The 18,014-nt window shown below is 73.0% G+C and carries 15 protein-coding genes; 8 read left to right on the top strand and 7 right to left on the bottom strand.

The annotated features are described in order from the left end of the window. Positions 1–10: 10 nt before the first annotated feature. Positions 11–1,909 carry an ABC transporter ATP-binding protein gene (locus AB6L24_RS07210; protein ID WP_405653374.1) on the top strand — a complete coding sequence of 633 codons (1,899 nt, stop codon included), beginning with the start codon at positions 11–13 and terminating at the stop codon, positions 1,907–1,909. An 83-nt stretch (positions 1,910–1,992) separates the two neighbouring features. Here AB6L24_RS07210 and AB6L24_RS07205 read toward each other — a convergent pair whose 3' ends face one another. The 5 genes from AB6L24_RS07205 to AB6L24_RS07185 form a co-directional block, all read right to left on the bottom strand. After that, positions 1,993–3,276 (bottom strand): RNA polymerase sigma factor, encoded by a 1,284-nt coding sequence (locus AB6L24_RS07205; RefSeq protein WP_405653372.1) that lies wholly within the window; start codon positions 3,274–3,276, stop codon positions 1,993–1,995. Between the two features lie 201 nt (positions 3,277–3,477). Beyond that, positions 3,478–5,382, bottom strand: a complete 1,905-nt coding sequence (gene dnaG, locus AB6L24_RS07200) for a DNA primase (RefSeq protein WP_380857262.1) — start codon at positions 5,380–5,382, stop codon at positions 3,478–3,480. A 98-nt stretch (positions 5,383–5,480) separates the two neighbouring features. Continuing rightward, complete coding sequence (locus AB6L24_RS07195) at positions 5,481–6,743, bottom strand: NAD(P)/FAD-dependent oxidoreductase (RefSeq protein ID WP_405653370.1); 1,263 nt, start codon at positions 6,741–6,743, stop codon at positions 5,481–5,483. Between the two features lie 176 nt (positions 6,744–6,919). Next, complete coding sequence (locus AB6L24_RS07190) at positions 6,920–8,245, bottom strand: deoxyguanosinetriphosphate triphosphohydrolase (RefSeq protein ID WP_405653367.1); 1,326 nt, start codon at positions 8,243–8,245, stop codon at positions 6,920–6,922. Between the two features lie 90 nt (positions 8,246–8,335). Beyond that, complete coding sequence (locus AB6L24_RS07185) at positions 8,336–9,379, bottom strand: sirohydrochlorin chelatase (RefSeq protein ID WP_405653365.1); 1,044 nt, start codon at positions 9,377–9,379, stop codon at positions 8,336–8,338. Between the two features lie 194 nt (positions 9,380–9,573). On the opposite strand from AB6L24_RS07185, the gene AB6L24_RS07180 reads away from it, so the two are divergent. Both AB6L24_RS07180 and AB6L24_RS07175 read left to right on the top strand, forming a co-directional pair. Continuing rightward, a complete protein-coding gene (locus tag AB6L24_RS07180) occupies positions 9,574–9,876 on the top strand; it encodes a hypothetical protein (RefSeq protein ID WP_380857250.1) in 303 nt (100 codons plus the stop codon). A gap of 107 nt (positions 9,877–9,983) precedes the next feature. Continuing rightward, positions 9,984–12,134, top strand: coding sequence for a molybdopterin oxidoreductase family protein (locus AB6L24_RS07175; protein ID WP_405653363.1), 2,151 nt, complete (start codon positions 9,984–9,986; stop codon positions 12,132–12,134). Between the two features lie 253 nt (positions 12,135–12,387). On the opposite strand, the gene cutA is transcribed toward AB6L24_RS07175, so the two are convergent. Continuing rightward, positions 12,388–12,756 carry a divalent-cation tolerance protein CutA gene (gene cutA, locus AB6L24_RS07170; RefSeq protein ID WP_405657071.1) on the bottom strand — a complete coding sequence of 123 codons (369 nt, stop codon included), beginning with the start codon at positions 12,754–12,756 and terminating at the stop codon, positions 12,388–12,390. Between the two features lie 221 nt (positions 12,757–12,977). Between cutA and AB6L24_RS07165 the strand changes: the two genes are divergently transcribed. Together AB6L24_RS07165 and AB6L24_RS07160 are read left to right on the top strand one after the other, a co-directional pair. After that, entirely contained in the window at positions 12,978–13,694 is a 717-nt protein-coding gene (locus tag AB6L24_RS07165) for a hypothetical protein (protein WP_405653361.1), read from the top strand. Next, the gene (locus AB6L24_RS07160) at positions 13,691–15,031 is read left to right on the top strand and encodes an ATP-binding protein (protein WP_405653358.1); all 1,341 of its coding nucleotides are present in this window, start codon (positions 13,691–13,693) and stop codon (positions 15,029–15,031) included. Before AB6L24_RS07165 ends, AB6L24_RS07160 begins: the two co-directional genes overlap by 4 nt. A 19-nt stretch (positions 15,032–15,050) precedes the next feature. Here the strand turns inward: AB6L24_RS07160 and AB6L24_RS07155 are convergent, their stop codons facing one another. Next, positions 15,051–15,743, bottom strand: a complete 693-nt coding sequence (locus tag AB6L24_RS07155) for an NADPH-dependent FMN reductase (protein ID WP_405653356.1) — start codon at positions 15,741–15,743, stop codon at positions 15,051–15,053. 63 nt (positions 15,744–15,806) lie between these two features. On the opposite strand from AB6L24_RS07155, the gene soxR reads away from it, so the two are divergent. From soxR to AB6L24_RS07140, 3 genes are all read left to right on the top strand, one after another. After that, positions 15,807–16,265: a redox-sensitive transcriptional activator SoxR gene (gene soxR, locus AB6L24_RS07150; protein ID WP_380857237.1), complete on the top strand. Its 459-nt coding sequence runs from the start codon at positions 15,807–15,809 to the stop codon at positions 16,263–16,265. 80 nt (positions 16,266–16,345) lie between these two features. Beyond that, complete coding sequence (locus AB6L24_RS07145) at positions 16,346–17,191, top strand: aminotransferase class IV (RefSeq protein WP_405653353.1); 846 nt, start codon at positions 16,346–16,348, stop codon at positions 17,189–17,191. Positions 17,192–17,420: 229 nt separating this feature from the next. Beyond that, complete coding sequence (locus AB6L24_RS07140) at positions 17,421–17,972, top strand: hypothetical protein (RefSeq protein WP_380857231.1); 552 nt, start codon at positions 17,421–17,423, stop codon at positions 17,970–17,972. Positions 17,973–18,014 lie beyond the last annotated feature (42 nt).

Here is an 18,014-nt window from a genome sequence, read left to right as displayed (position 1 = left end):
CGGTGGACCGATGATGGGGCCCGACTCCCGGTCCATGGACTTCAAGGGCTCCGGGAAGCGGCTGCTCGCGCAGTTCCGTCCTGAGCGGGTCACGATGTACGGGATGCTCGCGGCCGTCGTCATCAGCGTCGCGCTCTCCGTGCTCGGCCCGAAGATCCTCGGCCACGCGACCGACCTGGTCTTCGCGGGCATCGTCGGCCGTGACATGCCCGAGGGCGAGTCGAAGGCCGAGGCCATCGAGCGGCTGCGCGAGCACGGCGACGGCGGCATGGCCGACATGCTCTCCGGGCTCGACTTCACGCCGGGTGACGGCATCGACTTCGGCGCGGTCGGCTCGGTGCTGCTGCTCGCGACGGGCGCGTTCCTCGCGGCGGGCCTGATGATGCTGGTGGCCACGCGGCTCTCCAACCGGGCCATCAACCGGACCGTGTTCCGGCTGCGCGGCGACGTGCAGGCGAAGCTGTCGCGGCTGCCCCTGTCGTACTTCGACAAGCGGCAGCGCGGCGAGGTCCTGAGCCGGGCCACGAACGACATCGACAACATCAACCAGACGCTGCAGCAGTCGATGGGCCAGCTCATCAACTCGCTCCTGACGATCATCGGCGTGCTCGCGATGATGTTCTGGATCTCGCCGCTGCTCGCCCTGGTGGCGCTGGTGACCGTGCCGCTCTCGTTCGTCGTGGCGACGAAGGTCGGCAAGCGCTCGCAGCCGCAGTTCGTGCAGCAGTGGAAGTCCACGGGCGCGATGAACGCGCACGTCGAGGAGATGTACACCGGACACACCCTGGTGAAGGTCTTCGGCCGCCAGGAGGAGTCCGCGAAGGCCTTCGCGGAGCACAACGACGCGCTGTACGAGGCGTCGTTCAAGGCGCAGTTCAACAGCGGGATCATGCAGCCGCTGATGTTCTTCATGTCGAATCTGAACTATGTGCTGGTGGCTGTGGTGGGCGGCCTGCGGGTGGCTTCCGGGTCCCTCTCGATCGGTGACGTGCAGGCCTTCATCCAGTACTCCCGGCAGTTCTCGATGCCGCTGACGCAGGTCGCCTCCATGGCGAACCTGGTGCAGTCCGGTGTCGCGTCGGCCGAGCGGATCTTCGAGCTCCTCGACGCCGACGAGCAGGAGGCCGACCCGGTGCCGGGCGAGCGCCCCGTGGACCCGCGCGGACTCGTCGAGATGCAGCACGTGTCCTTCCGCTACGAGAAGGACAAGCCGCTGATCGAGGACCTGTCGCTGGTCGTGGAGCCGGGGCACACCGTCGCCATCGTCGGACCGACGGGCGCGGGCAAGACGACCCTCGTCAATCTGCTCATGCGGTTCTACGAGGTCACCGGCGGGCGCATCACCCTCGACGGGGTCGACGTGGCGAAGATGTCCCGCGACGAACTGCGCGGCGGCATCGGCATGGTGCTCCAGGACACCTGGCTGTTCGGCGGCACCATCGCGGAGAACATCGCGTACGGCGCCGCCAAGGACGTGTCGCGCGAGCAGGTCGAGGAGGCCGCGCGGGCCGCGCACGCCGACCGGTTCATCCGGACGCTGCCCGACGGGTACGACACCGTCATCGACGACGAGGGCACGGGGGTCAGCGCCGGTGAGAAGCAGCTCATCACCATCGCTCGGGCGTTCCTGTCCGACCCGGTGATCCTGGTCCTCGACGAGGCGACGAGTTCCGTGGACACGCGGACCGAGGTGCTCATCCAGAAGGCGATGGCGCGGCTCGCGCACGGGCGGACGTCGTTCGTCATCGCTCATCGTCTGTCGACGATTCGCGACGCCGACACGATTCTCGTGATGGAGGACGGGGCGATCGTGGAACAGGGCACGCATGACGCGCTGTTGGCGGCGGAGGGGGCGTACGCGCGGTTGTACGCGGCTCAGTTCGCGCAGGCCGTGGCTGAGGTCGACTAAGCGCCGTCGGGGCTTGGAGGAGCTGCGTGTTCCGGTCCGTTGTGGCTGGTCGCGCAGTTCCCCGCGCCCCTTACGGGGCGCTTTCAGTCGAGGTAGCCGCGAAGCTGATCGGCGAACGCGTGGTCCCGCAGCTTGTTGAGGGTCTTGGATTCGATCTGGCGGATGCGTTCGCGGGTCACGCCGAAGATTCTGCCGATCTCCTCCAGGGTGCGGGGGCGGCCGTCCGCCAGGCCGTAGCGGAGCTGGACGACCTTGCGTTCGCGTTCGCCGAGCGTGGAGAGGACCGCCTCCAGGTGTTCGCGCAGGAGGAGGAACGCCGCCGACTCCACGGGGCTCGCCGCGTCGCCGTCCTCGATGAGGTCGCCGAGCGCGACGTCGTCCTCCTCGCCCACGGGCGCGTGCAGCGACACGGGCTCCTGGGCGAGGCGCAGGACCTCGCTGACGCGTTCGTGCGGCAGGTCCAGGTGGGCGGCGACCTCTTCGGGCGTCGGTTCGTAGCCGCGCTCCTGGAGCATGCGGCGCTGGACGCGGACGACACGGTTGATGAGTTCGACGACGTGGACGGGCACGCGGATGGTGCGGGCCTGGTCGGCGAGGGCGCGGGACATGGCCTGGCGGATCCACCAGGTGGCGTACGTCGAGAACTTGTAGCCGCGGGCGTAGTCGAACTTCTCCACCGCCCTGATCAGGCCCAGGTTGCCCTCCTGGACCAGGTCGAGCATCGTCAGGCCGCGGCCCACGTACCGCTTGGCGACGGAGACGACCAGGCGCAGGTTGGCCTCGATGAGGCGGCGCTTGGCCATCCGGCCCATCACGACCAGCTTGTCCAGGTCGAGGGCGAGCTGGGAGTCCGGGTCGAGGGTGCCCGCCAGCTTCTCCTCGGCGAACAGGCCCGCCTCGACGCCGCGCGCGAGCTCGACCTCCTCGGCGGCGGTGAGCAGGGGGATGCGGCCGATCTCGCGCAGGTACTGGCGGAACAGGTCGGAGGAGGGGCCACCGGTGTCGGCGCGGCTGCGGGGGCTCGGCACCTCGACGACCTCGACGACCTCCTCGGACGCCTGCTCCGGGGCCTGCTCGGTGGCCTCCGGTAGTTCCGGGTGGAGCGGTGCGTGGCCCTGCGGCGGCACCACCGCTATGACGTCGGCGTCCACCGCGTCCACGGGCGCGGCGGTGTCGGTCTGGGTGAGGGTCTGGGTCTGCACGGGGGCGACCTCCAGGGTGATCGCTGCCGCGGGGGACGGCAGCGGTACAGCGGGACCGGCGTCGACGGCCTCGCCGCTGTCCGTCCCGAACACGATGTGTGGAACCGCGGGAATGTCGGACCCGCTGTCTGCTGCGGGCCGGCCGCGCTCCGAGGACTCAGGCACCGCACCCCAGTGTGGAGTACGACACACGGCCGCCACGAGGGGCGTGCGGGGACTTTTTGAGTCCGGTCCGTAACCGGCCGGTTACCCGGCGCGGGCCGGTTCACGCACCCGCCCGGGCCGCGCGCACAGGGGGCTGCGCCCCTCTCCCCCGCTTTTCGGCCCTTCGGGCCTCGTCCTCAAACGCCGGACGGGCCAAAACACCTACAGCGCCGCCGCGCCCCGCTCGCGCAACGCCCGCCCGTACTGCTGAAGGACCCACAACTCGTTCTGCACGGCGGAGAGTTGCTCGGGGTCGCCGTGGCTGCCCGCGAGGCGGGCGAAGGTGCCCTGGACGTCGCGGACGCGTCGGTCCACGGCGCGCAGCCGCACGGTGACCAGTTGCTCCCCCGCGTACGCCGCGTCGACGGTCCGCCGCATGATCGCCTCGACGGCCAGCTCGGTGACCATGGCGCGGACCCCGTCGTCGGGGGCCGCGTCGCGGACCCGGACCAGGTAGTCCTGCGGGTCCTGGGTGCCGTACTCCGCGCCGCCCGCGTCGAGGACCGCCTGGCGCACGGCGGCGTAGGGGGCGGCGGTGAACTCGTCGACGCCGTACGCGTCGAAGGCCGGGGAGACCAGGTCGGGGTGCTGGAGGGCGAGCTTGAGGAGCTCGCGCTCGGTGGCGTACACCGGGTTGCGCAGGTTCAGGGCGGGGCCCGCGTGGCCCTGGCGGGCGGCGGGGGCGGGGCCCTGCGGGGCGGCGCCGCGCTGCGGGGCCGGACCCTTGCTGCCGCGCTCGCGTGCCCAGCGGGCGAGCTGCGCCACGCGCTTGACGACGAACTGGGTGTCGAGGATGCCGAGCATGCCCGCGAGCTGCACGGCGACCTCGTGCTGCGCGCCGGTGTTCTTGATGCGGGCGACGACGGGCGCGGCCTCGTCGAGGGCGGCGGCGCGGCCCGCGGGGGTCTCCAGGTCGTACCGCGCGACGATCTGGCGGAGGGCGAACTCGAACAGCGGGGTGCGGGGTTGGACGAGGTCGGCGACCGCCTCGTCGCCCTTGGCGAGCCGCAGGTCGCAGGGGTCCATGCCGTCGGGCGCGATGGCGATGTACGTCTCGGCGGCGAACTTCTGGTCGTCCTCGAAGGCGCGCAGGGCCGCCTTCTGGCCGGCCGCGTCGCCGTCGAAGGTGAAGATCACCCGGGCGGAGCCGTTGTCCATGAGGAGGCGCCGCAGGATCTTGATGTGATCGCCGCCGAAGGCCGTGCCGCAGGTCGCGATGGCCGTGGTGACGCCCGCGAGGTGGCAGGCCATGACGTCGGTGTAGCCCTCGACGACGACGGCCCTGCTGGCCTTGGCGATGTCCTTCTTGGCGAGGTCGATGCCGTACAGGACCTGGGACTTCTTGTAGACCGGGGTCTCGGGCGTGTTCAGGTACTTCGGGCCGTTGTCGTCGTCGCGGAGCTTGCGGGCGCCGAAGCCGACGACCTCGCCGCCGATGTCGCGGATCGGCCACATCAGGCGGCCCCGGAAACGGTCGATGGGGCCGCGGCGGCCGTCCTGGGAGAGCCCGGAGAGGATCAGTTCCTTGTCCGTGAAGCCCTTGCCGCGCAGGAAGCGGGTGAGGTGGTCCCAGCCCGCCGGGCTGTAGCCCACGCCGAAGTGCGCGGCGGCGGCCTGGTCGAAGCCGCGCTCGGCGAGGAACTTGCGGCCGATCTCGGCCTCGGCGCTCTCCAGCTGGGCGATGTAGAAGTCGGTGGCCGCCTTGTGCGCCTCGATCAGGCGGATGCGTTCGCCGCGCTGGTGGGAGGGGTTGTACCCGCCCTCCTCGTAACGCAGTGTGATGCCCGCCTTGCCGGCGAGGCGCTCCACCGCCTCGGAGAAGGTGAGGTGGTCGACCTTCATCACGAAGGTGAGGGTGTCGCCGCCTTCCTGGCAGCCGAAGCAGTGGAACAGGCCCTTGCTGGGGCTGACCTGGAACGACGGCGACTTCTCGTCGTGGAAGGGGCAGAGGCCCTTGAGGTTTCCGCCGCCCGCGTTGCGCAGCTGGAGGTACTCGGACACGACGGCGTCGATCGGGACCGCGTCCCGAACCGCCTTCACGTCCTCGTCATTGATCCGTCCAGCCACGCGGGAATTCTACGGCCAGGCGCCGACACTCCAGGTGCCGCCGTGAGCCGCCGGTGGCCGGTGGCCCCGGCGGCGGGCGACGAAGTGGCCGAAACTCATCACTCCAGGAGGGCCGTGAGGGGCCGGGACGGGTCGGCGAGGGCCTCCGGGTCCGGGCGGACACCGCTGCGGATGAGCTTCTGGATCGCCTCCGTGACGTCCCACACATTCACGTTCATGCCCGCGAGGACCTGCCCGTCGCTCAGCCAGAACGCGATGAACTCGCGCTTGCCCGCGTCGCCGCGGATCACCACCTGGTCGTACGTGCCCGGGGGCGCCCACCCCGAGTACTCCAGGCCGACGTCGTACTGGTCGGAGAAGAAGTACGGCACGCGGTCGTACGTCACGTCCTTGCCGAGCATGGCGCGGGCGGCGGCCGGGCCGCCGTTGAGGGCGTTGGCCCAGTGCTCGACGCGCAGGCGGGTGCCGAAGAGCGGGTGCTGGACGGCGGCGACGTCCCCGGCGGCGTAGATGTCGGGGTCGGAGGTGCGCAGGGTGACGTCCACGGCGATGCCGCCGCCGTCCGCGCGGTCGACGAGGTCGAGGCCCGCGGACTCGGCGAGCGCGGTGCGCGGGGCGGCGCCGATCGCGGCGAGCACGTCGTGCGCCGGGTGCTCCTCGCCGTCGTCGGTGCGGGCGGCGAGGACCATGCCGTCCTGGCCCGCGATCTCGGTGAGGCGGGCGCCGAAGTGGAAGCGGACGCCGTGCTCGGCGTGCAGGTCGGCGAACATCTGGCCGACCTCGGGGCCGAGGACGGCGTGCAGCGGCGACGGCTCGGGCTCGACGACGGTGACCTCCGCGCCGTACTCCCGGGCGGCCGCGGCGACTTCCAGGCCGATCCAGCCCGCGCCCGCGATCACCAGATGGCCGTTGTCGCGGCCGAGGGCGGCGAGGACGTGCCGGAGGCGGTCGGCGTGCGCGAGGCGGCGCAGGTGGTGCACGCCCGCGAGGTCGGTGCCGGGGACGTCGAGACGGCGCGGCTCGGCGCCGGTGGCGAGGAGCAGCTTGTCGTAGCGGATGACGGTGCCGTCGCCGAGGCGGACGGTGTGCGCGGCGCGGTCTATGGCGACGACGGTCTGGCCGAGGTGCAGTTCGACGTCGGCCTGCGCGTACCACCCGGGTTCGTGCACGAAGACGCTGTCGCGGTCCTCCTTGCCCAGCAGATAGCCCTTGGACAGGGGTGGGCGTTCATAGGGGTGGTCGCGCTCGTCGCCGATGAGGATCACCCGCCCTGTGAAGCCCTCGGTCCGGAGCGTCTCGGCCGCTTTCGCGCCCGCGAGGCCCCCTCCGACGATGACGAACGTCTGATCCGCGTCGACCACTTGATGCCTCCTCGAAACCTTCAGCTCATGGGAGCGTCCCGCACGGAGCGTGAGGACGGAAGAGGGTACGCGCCCCTTCGGCCACTTTCCGTCACGCCCTCCGCGCCGGATCCGGCGCCGCTCTCGCGGTCGTGGTCACTCACCGTCTGGGTTGCCCAATTTATGGGGTGCGACGGTCATCGCCTATGAGGGTCCCCCGTGAGCCGTCGGTGCAGGGAGCGCGCCGCGGCGTCCGTGAGGGACGCGATCTGGTCGATGACGACGCGCTGGGCGGCGCGGTCGTCAGTGGCCGCGTCGTACAGCGCCCGGAACTGCGGGTCGAGGCCCTCGGGGGCGCGGGCGGTGAGGGCGGCGGCGAGTTCCGCGACGATGATCCGCTGGTCGGCGCGGAGCCGCTCCTGGGCGGGGCGCTGCATCACGTAACGGTCCGCGACGGCCTTGAGGACCGCGCACTCCAGGCGCGCCGCGCGGGGCACGACGAGCTCGGCGGCGTACCGGGTGAGCGGCCCCGTCCCGTACCGCTCCCGGGTCGCCGCCTCCGCCGCCAGACAGAAGCGGCCGATGAGCTGGCTGGTGGCGTCCTTGAGCCGGGCCTGGGCGACGGCGGACCCGTCGTACCCGTGCGGCCACCACTCCTGCTCCTGCAGCCGGTCGAGCGCCTCCCCCAGCTCGGCGGGATCGGTGTCCGCGCTCACGTACCGCCCGATGGCGACACGGAAGACGTCCTGCCGCTCGGGCTCGGCGTGCAGCAGGTTCGGGTCGATGTGCCCGGCGTGCAGGCCGTCCTCGATGTCGTGCACCGAGTACGCGACGTCGTCCGACCAGTCCATGATCTGCGCCTCGAAGCAGGTGCGGTGCCCGGAGCCGGGGTGGGCCGGTGCCTCCTTGCGCACCCAGTCGAACACCGGCCGGTCGTCGTCGTACACACCGAACTTCACGGAGGACGGGTCCGTCGGATGGGAGCCGCGCGGCCAGGGGTACTTGGTGGCGGCGTCGAGCGCGGCGCGCGTGAGGTTGAGCCCCACGCTGACCAGTTCGCCGTCCTTCCCGCCGCGGACGAACCGCTTGGGCTCGATGCGCGTAAGGAGGCGCAGCGACTGGGCGTTGCCCTCGAACCCGCCGCATCCCTGCGCGACTTCGTTGAGCGCCTGTTCGCCGTTGTGCCCGAACGGCGGGTGGCCGAGGTCGTGCGACAGGCACGCCGTCTCCACCAGGTCCGGATCGCACCCCAGCGCGGCGCCCAGCTCCCGGCCGACCTGAGCGCACTCCAGCGAGTGCGTCAGGCGCGTCCGCGCGCTGGCGTCCCACTCCTGGCTCTTGGTCCCCGGCGTCACCACCTGCGTCTTCCCCGCGAGCCGACGCAGGGCCGCCGAGTGCAGGACCCGCGCCCGGTCCCGCTGGAAGTCCGTGCGCCCCGGCCGTTTGTCGGGCTCGGGCGCCCAGCGCTCGACTGCTGCCTCGTCGTAGAGAACGGTGTGCGGGTGCGGTGCGGTGCCTTCCATGGACTGACAGTAGACGGGTCGGGGGGTGGGGTGCGCGGGGGGTGGGGGACGGGGGTGGCCGGCCGGGCCCGGTCGGCCAAGGGTCGGGGATCAGGCCGACGTCAGCTGTCGGTGGGGCACGGGGGCGGCCGACCTTGCCTGGTCGTAGCGGTGCAGCAGCAGGGCGGCGAGGGCCGGGTGCGCGCCGAGCGGGGCGGCGGCGAGCCACGGCACGGCGTCGGCGACCTGGGTGGCGAAGCGGCCGGGCGCGGTGAAGTACGAGGCGACGGCGGCGCGGCGGACGCCTCGGGCGGCGAGGGCGCGCAGGGCCGCGGGCACCGTCGTCGGGGTCTGCTCGGTCGGCGCGGCGTACGCGGGTACGACGGGGACGCCGAGGCGGCGGGCGAGGAGGCCGGCGGCGCGGCGGGTGTCGACGGCGGCGTCCGGGTCACGGGAGCCCGCGGCGGCGAGAACGACGCCGTGCCCCTCCGCCGTGGCCCCGGCGGGCCAGCCCGCTTCGGCGAGCCGGGTGTGCAGGGCCTCGACGAGGAGGGGGTGGGGGCCCAGGGGGGCGGCCAGGCGGAGGGGGCGGGACGCGCCCGAGCGAGGGGCCGCTGCGGCTGCGGCGGGGATGTCGTGCTTGACGTGGTGGCCGCGGCTGAGGAGCAGCGGTACGAGGACGGCGCCGGGGCCGTCGGCGGGCAGGCCGCGCAGCGCCTCGTCGAGCCCGGGCTCGTTCAGCTCGATGTGCCCGAGCCGCACGTCCAGGCCCGGACGCAGCGCACGGACGACGTCGAGCAGCGCGGTCACGGTGCGGCGGGCGCGGGGGTCGCGGCTGCCGTGGGCCACGAGGAGGAGGGCGGGGGCGGGGAGCGCGGGGGTGGGGAAGGCGGGGAAGGTGGGGACAGGGGTGCGGGTGGGAGTGCGGGTGGGGTCCGTTCTGGGGGACCCGTTGAGGGTGACGTGTCCGAGGCGGGTGCCCAGCTCGCTGGTGATGCGGGTGATGAGTTGGGCGGTGGTGTCCAAGGGGGTGGCCGGGTCCGGCGGGGAGACGGGGTCCGGCGGGGAGACGGGGTCCTGCGGGGAGACGGGATCCTGCGAGGCCGTGGGGTCCGGCAGGGCCGTGGGGTCCGGATGCGGGTTCGACGGCGTCATGGACCGAGGATGGCGGGGGCAGATTGCGGTCCCGTTGCGTCGCCGTGACGAGTGTTTTCGGGAGGCTCACGGGCGGGGTGCGGGGCTTGTCAGGGTGAGGGTGGTCCCGCTCCGCGTGCCCGGGCGGGAAATGCGGTGGCGGGTCGATAGGCTCCCGGCCCAGTTCACCCAGACACCGGACGAGGACCCCTCCCATGCCCCGTGCTTCCGCACTGCTGTCTGCCGCCGCCACCGCCGTGGCCCTGACCCTGCCGTTCGCGGCGCCCGTCGCCGCCGCCGAGCCCGGCGGGTCGCTGACGATCAACGGCACCACGTACAACGACCCGCGTCCGGGCTGCTACCCCAGCAAGGCGCCCAACGCCCTCGTCGTCAACAACACCGGGCGCGACGCCTACGTGTACGCCGATCCGCACTGCCGGGACCTGAAGGAACTCCAGGTCGTCGCTCCCGGGGCCACCGGCTATGTATCGGGTGGCCAGGGCGTGCACATCATCTGAGCTCCGCCCCGCCCTCACAGCCGGGCCCGAACCGGCCGGAGGTCGCCGTACCGCTCGCGTAACCCGGAGGCCCGTGGCGTGAAACACGCGCGTCGGAGGGTGGGGCCATGCACCCCACGGCCGCACCCGAACGGATTCCGACCGCGCACGCGCCCGGTCCCGCCACGACGGACCACGCCACGCCCACCCACTGCCCCTACTGCGCCCTCCAGTGCGGCATGGGCCTCGTCCGGGGTGCCGCGGGGGTGGACGTCGTCGAGCGGCCCGCGTTTCCCGTCAACGGGGGCGCGTTGTGCGGGAAGGGGCGCACGGCGCCCGCTCTGCTGTCCTCGCGGGTGCGGTTGACCGAGCCGCTGGTGCGGTCCGCCGTCAGCGGGGAGCTCGAGCCCGCCGGGTGGGACGAGGCGCTGGACCGGGTCGCCGACGGGCTTCAGCGGGTTCGGGGCGAGCACGGGGCCGACGCCTGTGGGGTGTTCGGCGGGGGTGGGCTCACCAATGAGAAGGCTTATGCGTTGGGGAAGTTCGCGAGGGTCGTGCTGGGGACCTCGCAGATCGATTACAACGGCCGTTTCTGCATGTCCTCCGCCGCTGCCGCCGGGACGCGGGCCTTCGGGCTCGACCGCGGGCTGCCCTTCCCGCTCGCCGACGTCGCCCGCACCGGGTGCGTGATCCTCGTCGGGTCCAATCTCGCCGAGACCATGCCGCCCGCCCTGCGGTACCTGACCGAGCTCAAGGAGAACGGGGGCACGTTGATCGTCGTCGACCCTCGGCGCACCCGCACCGCCGAGCACGCCGATCTCCACCTCTCCCCCCGCCCCGGCACCGACCTCGCCCTCGCCCTCGGGCTCCTGCACCTCGTGGTGGCCGAGGGACGCGTCGACGAGGCGTACATCCGGGAACGTACGACCGGATGGGAGGAGGCCCGCGCCGCCGCCATGGCGCACTGGCCCGAGCACGTGGAGCGCGTCACGGGGGTTCCCGTTCCCCAACTGCGGGACGTCGTACGGCGTTTCTGCGATGCCGAGAACGCCATGGTGCTCACCGCGCGCGGGCCCGAGCAGCAGTCCAAGGGCACCGACACCGTGGGCGCCTGGATCAACCTGTGTCTGGCCACCGGGCGGGCCGGGCGGCCGCTCTCCGGATACGGGTGTCTCACCGGGCAGGGCAACGGGCAGGGCGGGCGTGAACACGGGCAGAAGGCCGATCAGTTGCCCGGGTACCGGAAGCTGACCGACCCTGCGGCGCGGGCGCATGTCGCCGGGGTGTGGGGAGTTGACCCTGATTCCTTGCCCGGGCCCGGGCGGTCCGCCTATGAGCTTCTCGATGCGCTGGGGCGGGATGTGAAGTCTCTGCTTCTCATGGGGTCCAATCCTGTTGTCTCCGCTCCTCGCGCCGCCCATGTGGAGGAGCGGATACGGTCGTTGGACTTCTTGGTCGTCGCCGATGTGGTGCTTTCCGAGACCGCGCGGCTCGCCGATGTCGTCCTGCCCGTCACCCAGTGGGCCGAGGAGACCGGGACCGTCACCAACCTCGAAGGGCGGGTGCTGCTGCGGCGGCGCGCGGTCGATCCGCCCGGTGGTGTGCGCAGTGATCTGGAGGTGCTGCACGGGCTCGCCTCCCGGCTCGGGCACGGGGAGAGGTTTCCCGTCGTGGCCGAGGACGTGTTCGAGGAGTTGCGGCGGGCCAGTGCGGGTGGGGTCGCGGACTACTCGGGGATCTCGTACGGGCGGTTGCGGGAGGGGGACGGGGAAGGGGTCTTCTGGCCTTGCCCTCGGGGGGAGGGCGACGGGGAGGGGCGTCATGAGGGGACGCCTCGGCTCTTTCTCGACCGGTTCGCCACCGAGGACGGGCGGGCCCGGTTCGTCGCCGTCGCGCATCGGGAGGCCGCCGAGGAGACCGACGCGGAGTATCCCGTCGTGCTGACCACCGGGCGGGTGCTCTCGCAGTATCAGTCGGGTGCGCAGACCCGGCGTGTGGAGGAGTTGAACGCCGCCGCGCCCGGGGCGTTCGTGGAGGTGCATCCTCGGCTTGCCGCGCGGTTGCGGGTCTCCGAGGGGGACGTTGTCGCTGTGGTCTCGCGGCGGGGGCGGGTGGTGGTTCCTGTGCGGGTCACCTCGGGGATTCGGGCCGATACGGTGTTCATGCCGTTTCACTGGGCGGGGGACGGGCGGGCCAATACGCTCACCCATCCCGCGTTGGATCCTGTTTCGGGGATGCCGGAGTTCAAGGTGTGTGCGGTGCGGGTGGAACGGCTGTGAGGGTTCCCCCATCCCACCCCTTCCCGATCCCAGGGCTGCGCCCCTGGGCCCCAGGGGTGGGTGTCCCCTTCGGGTGGGACAGCCTCCGCCGAATCGGCGCTTCGCGCCTCGTCCTCAAACTCCCCCGAGCTCTCGGCTTCGCTCGAGCAGGGGGGACCCCCATGACGGGCTGGAATTGCCCGTCCGCGCAGTGCACCTCACGGGCCACTCGTTCGTAGAGCGTGCGCAGGGCGCCGGAGGGGTCACTTCGGGGTCACTTCGGGGTCCCCTCGGAGGGCTCCTCGGAGGTCTCCGCCGCCACCCAGGACAAGTAGGCCGCGCTGCCGCCGGTCACGGGGGTCGCGATGATCTCCGGGGTCTCGTAGTCGTGGGCCGCCAGGAGCCAGGACTCCAGGTCGGGGTAGCGGGACTCCGTCGTCTTCAGGAGCACCTGCCACTCACGGGCCGTCTCCACCGCACCCTCCCAGCGGTACACCGACGTCACCGGGCCGCTGATCTGCGCGCAGGCCGCGACCCGCGCCTCCACGGCACCGCGCGCCAGCGCGTCCGCCTTGTCCGGGGTGTCGGTCGTCGTCAGGACGGTCAGGACGGTGGGGGCGGTGGGCTTCGGGTGGTCGGTCACGGGGGTGCGCTTCCTCTCCTCGGGGCTCACGTACGGGGAGGCTACCGGCCGGGCCGAAGGTCCCGATATCAGACGTTCAGGAATTTTGGGCGCCGCTGTTACACAACCTCCCGGTTTCCGTGATGCGCCCTTCCTACCGTCGACAGCGGTGACCGGTCACCCCCACCCGCCCCCCACTCCCCGGCTCTCACATGAACCCGCGCTTCCGCATCCCGCCTGGCGTGCCCCTGGCCGCCCTGGCCGTCGCCGTGCTGTCCGCGTGCGGCGCCGGCAGCGGCCTCGGCGACAGCGATCCCGCGCCGCCGGTGTCGGTGCAGCCGCGCCCCGAGCCGCTGTGGTCCGCCTGGTCGGGTTCGTCGCCGTCGGCGCCCGGCGAGGACCCGACGTCGCGGCAGCCGCCGCCCGAGCCGCTGGACGGGCTCGGCCCGCTCGGGCCCGGCGGGCTCGCCGAGGCCGACGTGCGGGAGCTGCTGCGCGCGGACACCCGGCTGCGTACCCTCGCCGACCGGCCCGTGGTCAAGAAGCCGGGGCGGCCGGGCATCCGGCCGCCGGTGCTCACCGACCTCACCGGGGACGGCAGGCCCGAGATGGTGGTCGCCGTCGACGTGGAGAGCGGGCGCAGCGTGCTCGTCGTCTACTACGAGAAGCGCGGCAAGGTCTATCCGGTCCTGTTCACCGCCGGACGGCGCCTCGCCGTCGAGACCCTCGGCACCGATCTGCTGGTCCGCAGCCCCTGCGCGGAGGGCGGCGAGCAGGCCGTCCGCTTCCACTGGGACGGCACCCGGATGTCCACCGTCAGTGACGTCAGGAGTTACGGCAAGGACGGGAAGGGTGGGGAGGGCGGGGAGGGCGGGGAGGGCGGGAAGGGCAGCACGGGTGAGGAGGGGGGTTCGGGCGGCCGGCCCGGGCTCCCGGAATCCCCCGGGGCCCGCCCATGACGCTCCGCTTCCCGCCCGCCCGGCTCCTGCGCGCCGCATCCCGCCGTGCCCTGCGCGCCCTCGCCGCCGTCGGCCCGCGCTGGGCGACCCTCGGCCTGCGCTGGAAGATCGCCGCGCTGCTCGCCGGGGGCTGCGCGGTCGTCGCCCTCGCCATCGGGCTGCTCATCCACAACGCCCGCCTGGACCAGGTGTGCGAGGGCGCGCGGTCGGCGGCCACGGCGCAGCTCGTCCGCGTACGGCAGGTGTACGAGCTGACGGGGCAGGTCCCCCAGGACGACACGGACGCGGCGATCGACGCGCGCGGCCTTCCGGAGCCGCTGCGGGCCGCCGCGCTCGACGGGCAGCGCAGCACGTATCTGGACATGGACGCGGACGAGCCGTCGGTGTGGGCGGCGCGGCCGGTCGGCGACCACGTCCTGTCCGTACGCCTCCCGCTGCGCGAACAGGCCGACGAGATGGCCGAGTTCGACCAGCAGCTGATCGTGTCCGGCGCCGTCGTCGTGGCCCTGGCCGCGCTCGGCGGCGCCGGGCTCGCCAGCAGGCTCAGCCGCGATCTGCGCACCGCGGCCGCGACGGCGCGCCGCATCAGCCAGGGCGAGTTGGACGCCCGCATCGGGCATCCGCTGCCGCCGGGCTTCCGGCACGGCAGGAACGAGGTCGCCGACCTCGCCACCGCCGTCGACACCATGGCCGCGACGCTGCAGCGGCGCCTGGAGGCCGAGCAGCGGTTCACCGCGGACGTCGCCCACGAACTGCGCACGCCGCTGACCGGGCTGCACACCGCCGCCGAACTCCTGCCGCCGAGCCGCCCCACCGAGCTGGTGCGCGACCGCGTCGGGGCGCTGCGCGCCCTCACCGAGGACCTCCTGGAGGTCGCCCGGCTCGACGCCGACGTGGAGCGGCCCGACCTGGACGTGCGTCCGCTCGGCACGCTCGTCGCGGGCATGGTCCAACGGGCGGGCCGCACCGAGCGGTTCAGCGGGTGCGGGGTGCGGTTCAGCTCCGTCGACGAGCGGCTCGTACGGACCGACGCGCGCCGTCTGGAGCGGATCCTGACCAACCTCGTCAGCAACGCCCACCGACACGGCGGCGGCCCCGTCGACCTGAGCGTCGACGGCGCCGCCGTGACGGTCCGCGACCACGGCCCCGGCTTCCCGCCGCACCTGCTGCGCGAGGGCCCGCAGCGGTTCCAGACGGGCGCCCGCGAACGCGGCCAGGGCACCGGGCTCGGCCTGACCATCGCCCTCGGCCAGGCCGCCGTCATCGGCGCGCGGGTGGACCTCGCCAACGCGGACGACGGGGGCGCGGTGGCGGTGGTACGCCTGCCGGAGGCGTGAGGGGGCACCCACGTGCCGCTCAACTCCCGTACGAGCGCGTCTCCTTGGCCGACCGCAGCGCCCACGCCCACCAGTGCAGCTGGTCCAGCATCCCCTTCGCGGCGGCCTCCGCGACCGACGGGTCCCGGTGGGCGCCCTCGTCGTCGAAGAGCGCGCCCGCGTTGTGGAAGGAGACGGTGTCGCGGACGGTGACCATGTGCAGCTCGGCGAAGACCTGGCGCAGGTGCTCCACGGCGCGCAGGCCGCCGGAGATGCCGCCGTAGGAGACCAGGGCGACGGGCTTGGCCTGCCACTCGTCGCGGTGCCAGTCGATGACGTTCTTCAGGGACGCGGGGTAGGAGTGGTTGTACTCGGGCGTGAGGACGACGAACGCGTCGGCCTCCGCCAACTTCGGTGTGACCTTGTCGAGTTCGGCGATGACCTCGACGGACGGGCGGAAGGAGAGGGAGGTGGGCAGGTCGACGTCGGCCAGGTCGATGAGGTCCGCCTCGAAGCCCTCGTGGGCGCGCACCCGGGCGAGCAGCCACTCGGCGACGACCGGGCCGAAGCGGCCCTCGCGGTTGCTGCCGACGATGACGGCGACCTTCACCGGCGTACGGGCCGAGGACGCGAAGGCGGGGTCGGGGGACGGAGCAGGGGAGGAAGCAGCGGACGAGGTAGCAGGGGACGAGGAAGCTGACTGCGAAGCGGCCTTGGCCGTCGTGGTGTTCATGCGGAGAGCTTCTTAGTTAAACCTTGGTTCAGGTCAAGCCGCGCCCGCGACTAATCTGGCGGCATGACGACGCATCTCGCACCGGACGCCAAGGAAGCCACCGTCGGCGAACTCGCCGAGCGCAGCGGAGTCGCGCCCTCCGCCTTGCGCTTCTACGAGCGCGAAGGGCTCATCTCCAGCCGTCGCACCACCGGCAACCAGCGCCGCTACAGCCGTGACACGCTGCGCCGCGTCGCCTTCATCCGCACCTCGCAGCGGCTCGGCATCCCGCTGGCCACCATCCGCGAGGTCCTGAAGCTGCTCCCCGAGGACCGGACGCCCACCCGCGAGGACTGGGCCAAGATCTCCGAGTGCTGGCGCGCGGACCTGGACGAGCGCATCCGCACCCTGCAGCGCCTCCGCGACAACCTGAGCGACTGCATCGGCTGCGGCTGCCTCTCCCTGGACCGCTGCGCCCTGTCGAACCCGTGGGACGAGCTGGCCGCGCACGGCCCGGGCCCGCGCCGCCTGCTGGAGGACTGAGCCGCCCGCCCCGGGACCCCCGCAAGCACCGGACCGCCCGAGCCACCCGGCCCGGTGAACTCCGAACGTACGGTGGCCCCATGACCACACCACCGCCCCTCACCGCCACCACCGCCGACGTCACCCGACTGGAGATCGACGGCGCCCCCGGCACCGTCGAGACGCTGCGGGCGCGCGCCCTCGACAGCTTCGGACACTTCACCGCCATGCAGGTCAGGGGCGGCAGGGTGCGCGGACTCGGGCCGCACCTCGACCGCCTGGACGCCGCGACGCGGGAACTCTTCGACCAGGAGCTCGACGGCGAGCGGGTCCGCGAGCTGATCCGGCACGTGCTCGCCGGGGACGGCGGCGCCGACGGCCCGACGGGCGTCATCGCCGACGCCTCCGTCCGCGTGTACGTGCACGCCCCCGGCGGCACCCCGTCCCTGATGGTCACCGTGCGGCCGCCCACCGAGCTGCCCGCCGTGATGGCCGAGCGGGCGCAGGCCCTGAAGTCCGTGCCGTACGTACGGCCGGTCGCGCACATCAAGCACCTCGGCGGCTTCGGGCAGGCCTACCACGGCCGACAGGCGCGCCGCGCGGGCTACGACGAGGCGCTGCTCACCGGCCCCGACGGCCTGATCAGCGAGGGCGCGATCACCAATGTGGCCTTCTTCGACGGGCGCGACCTCGTGTGGCCAAACGCCCCGCACCTGACCGGCATCACCATGCGGCTGCTGCTCGACCGGCTCGCGGACGCGGGCCTGCCCACGCGGCTCGGGCCGGTACGGCTGCGGGACCTGCCCTCGTACCGGGCGGCCCTCGTCACGAACTCCTGGGGCGTCAGCCCGGTGCGCCGCGTCGACGACCTGGACCTGCCCGTCGACGACAAGCTGATGGCGGCCGTCTCGGAAGTGTACGAGGCGGTGCCCCGGGACGTGATCTGAGCCGGGCCCAGCTGTCGGCCCGGCCCCGGGTCACCCATTCACAGGCGCCGCGGCGCGGCTTCGGATCCTTTCCGCGACACGCGTGGTGACCTGCTGGAACGTTGTCGTCGATGCGTCAGGGGCCGGGTCCTCGCAGGGTTTCTGACAGGGCTTCAGCAGGCGTGCGTGGCCGAGTGCCACTTACCTCGGAGGTGCGTCCCGCACGAAGGCCTCGACAGGAGCAAGCCCCATGCGCACAGCCCGCCAGCTGACGACCGCCGCCGCACTCGCCGTCACCTCGGCGGGCCTGTGCGCCGCCCCCGCGTCCGCCGGACCCGCGGGCGGCCTCCAGGTGACCCCGGCCACCGTCACGCCCGGCACCACCGTCACGGTGAACACCACGGCGTGCGGCAGGGACGCCACCGCGACGGGCGACGCCAGCGCGGTCGGCGCGGGCACCTTCGCGCTGGCCTCGAAGGCGCGGGCCGAGGTGGCGTCCGGGCGGTTCAAGGTGCCGCCGTCGGCGCAGCCCGGGACGTACGAGATCGTGGCGCGCTGCGCGGGATCCGGCGGCCGCGAGGTGGCGGGCGACCTGTCGGTGACGCTCACGTCCACGGCGTCCGCCCGCGAGGAGCAGCCGGTGCCGGTGCCGGTGCATCCGAAGGGGCATGTGAAGACGGGGGTCGGTGGCGCGCTCGGCCCCGACCCCGTGAAGACCGCGGCGGGCGTGGCGGTACTCGCCCTCGCCGCCGCGGGCGGTACCTGGCTCCTGCATCGCCGGGCGAGAGGCGACAGGATCTGACGGGCCCCCTCCGCGGTCCGCGGGTACCGCCGCTCCCCCTCC

This window comes from Streptomyces sp. RK9 (genome assembly GCF_045070545.1).
GTDB classification, from domain to species: domain Bacteria; phylum Actinomycetota; class Actinomycetes; order Streptomycetales; family Streptomycetaceae; genus Streptomyces; species Streptomyces alboflavus.
The sequence above is the reverse complement of the archived record's forward strand: the minus strand, read 5'-3'. Positions and strand labels throughout refer to the sequence as shown.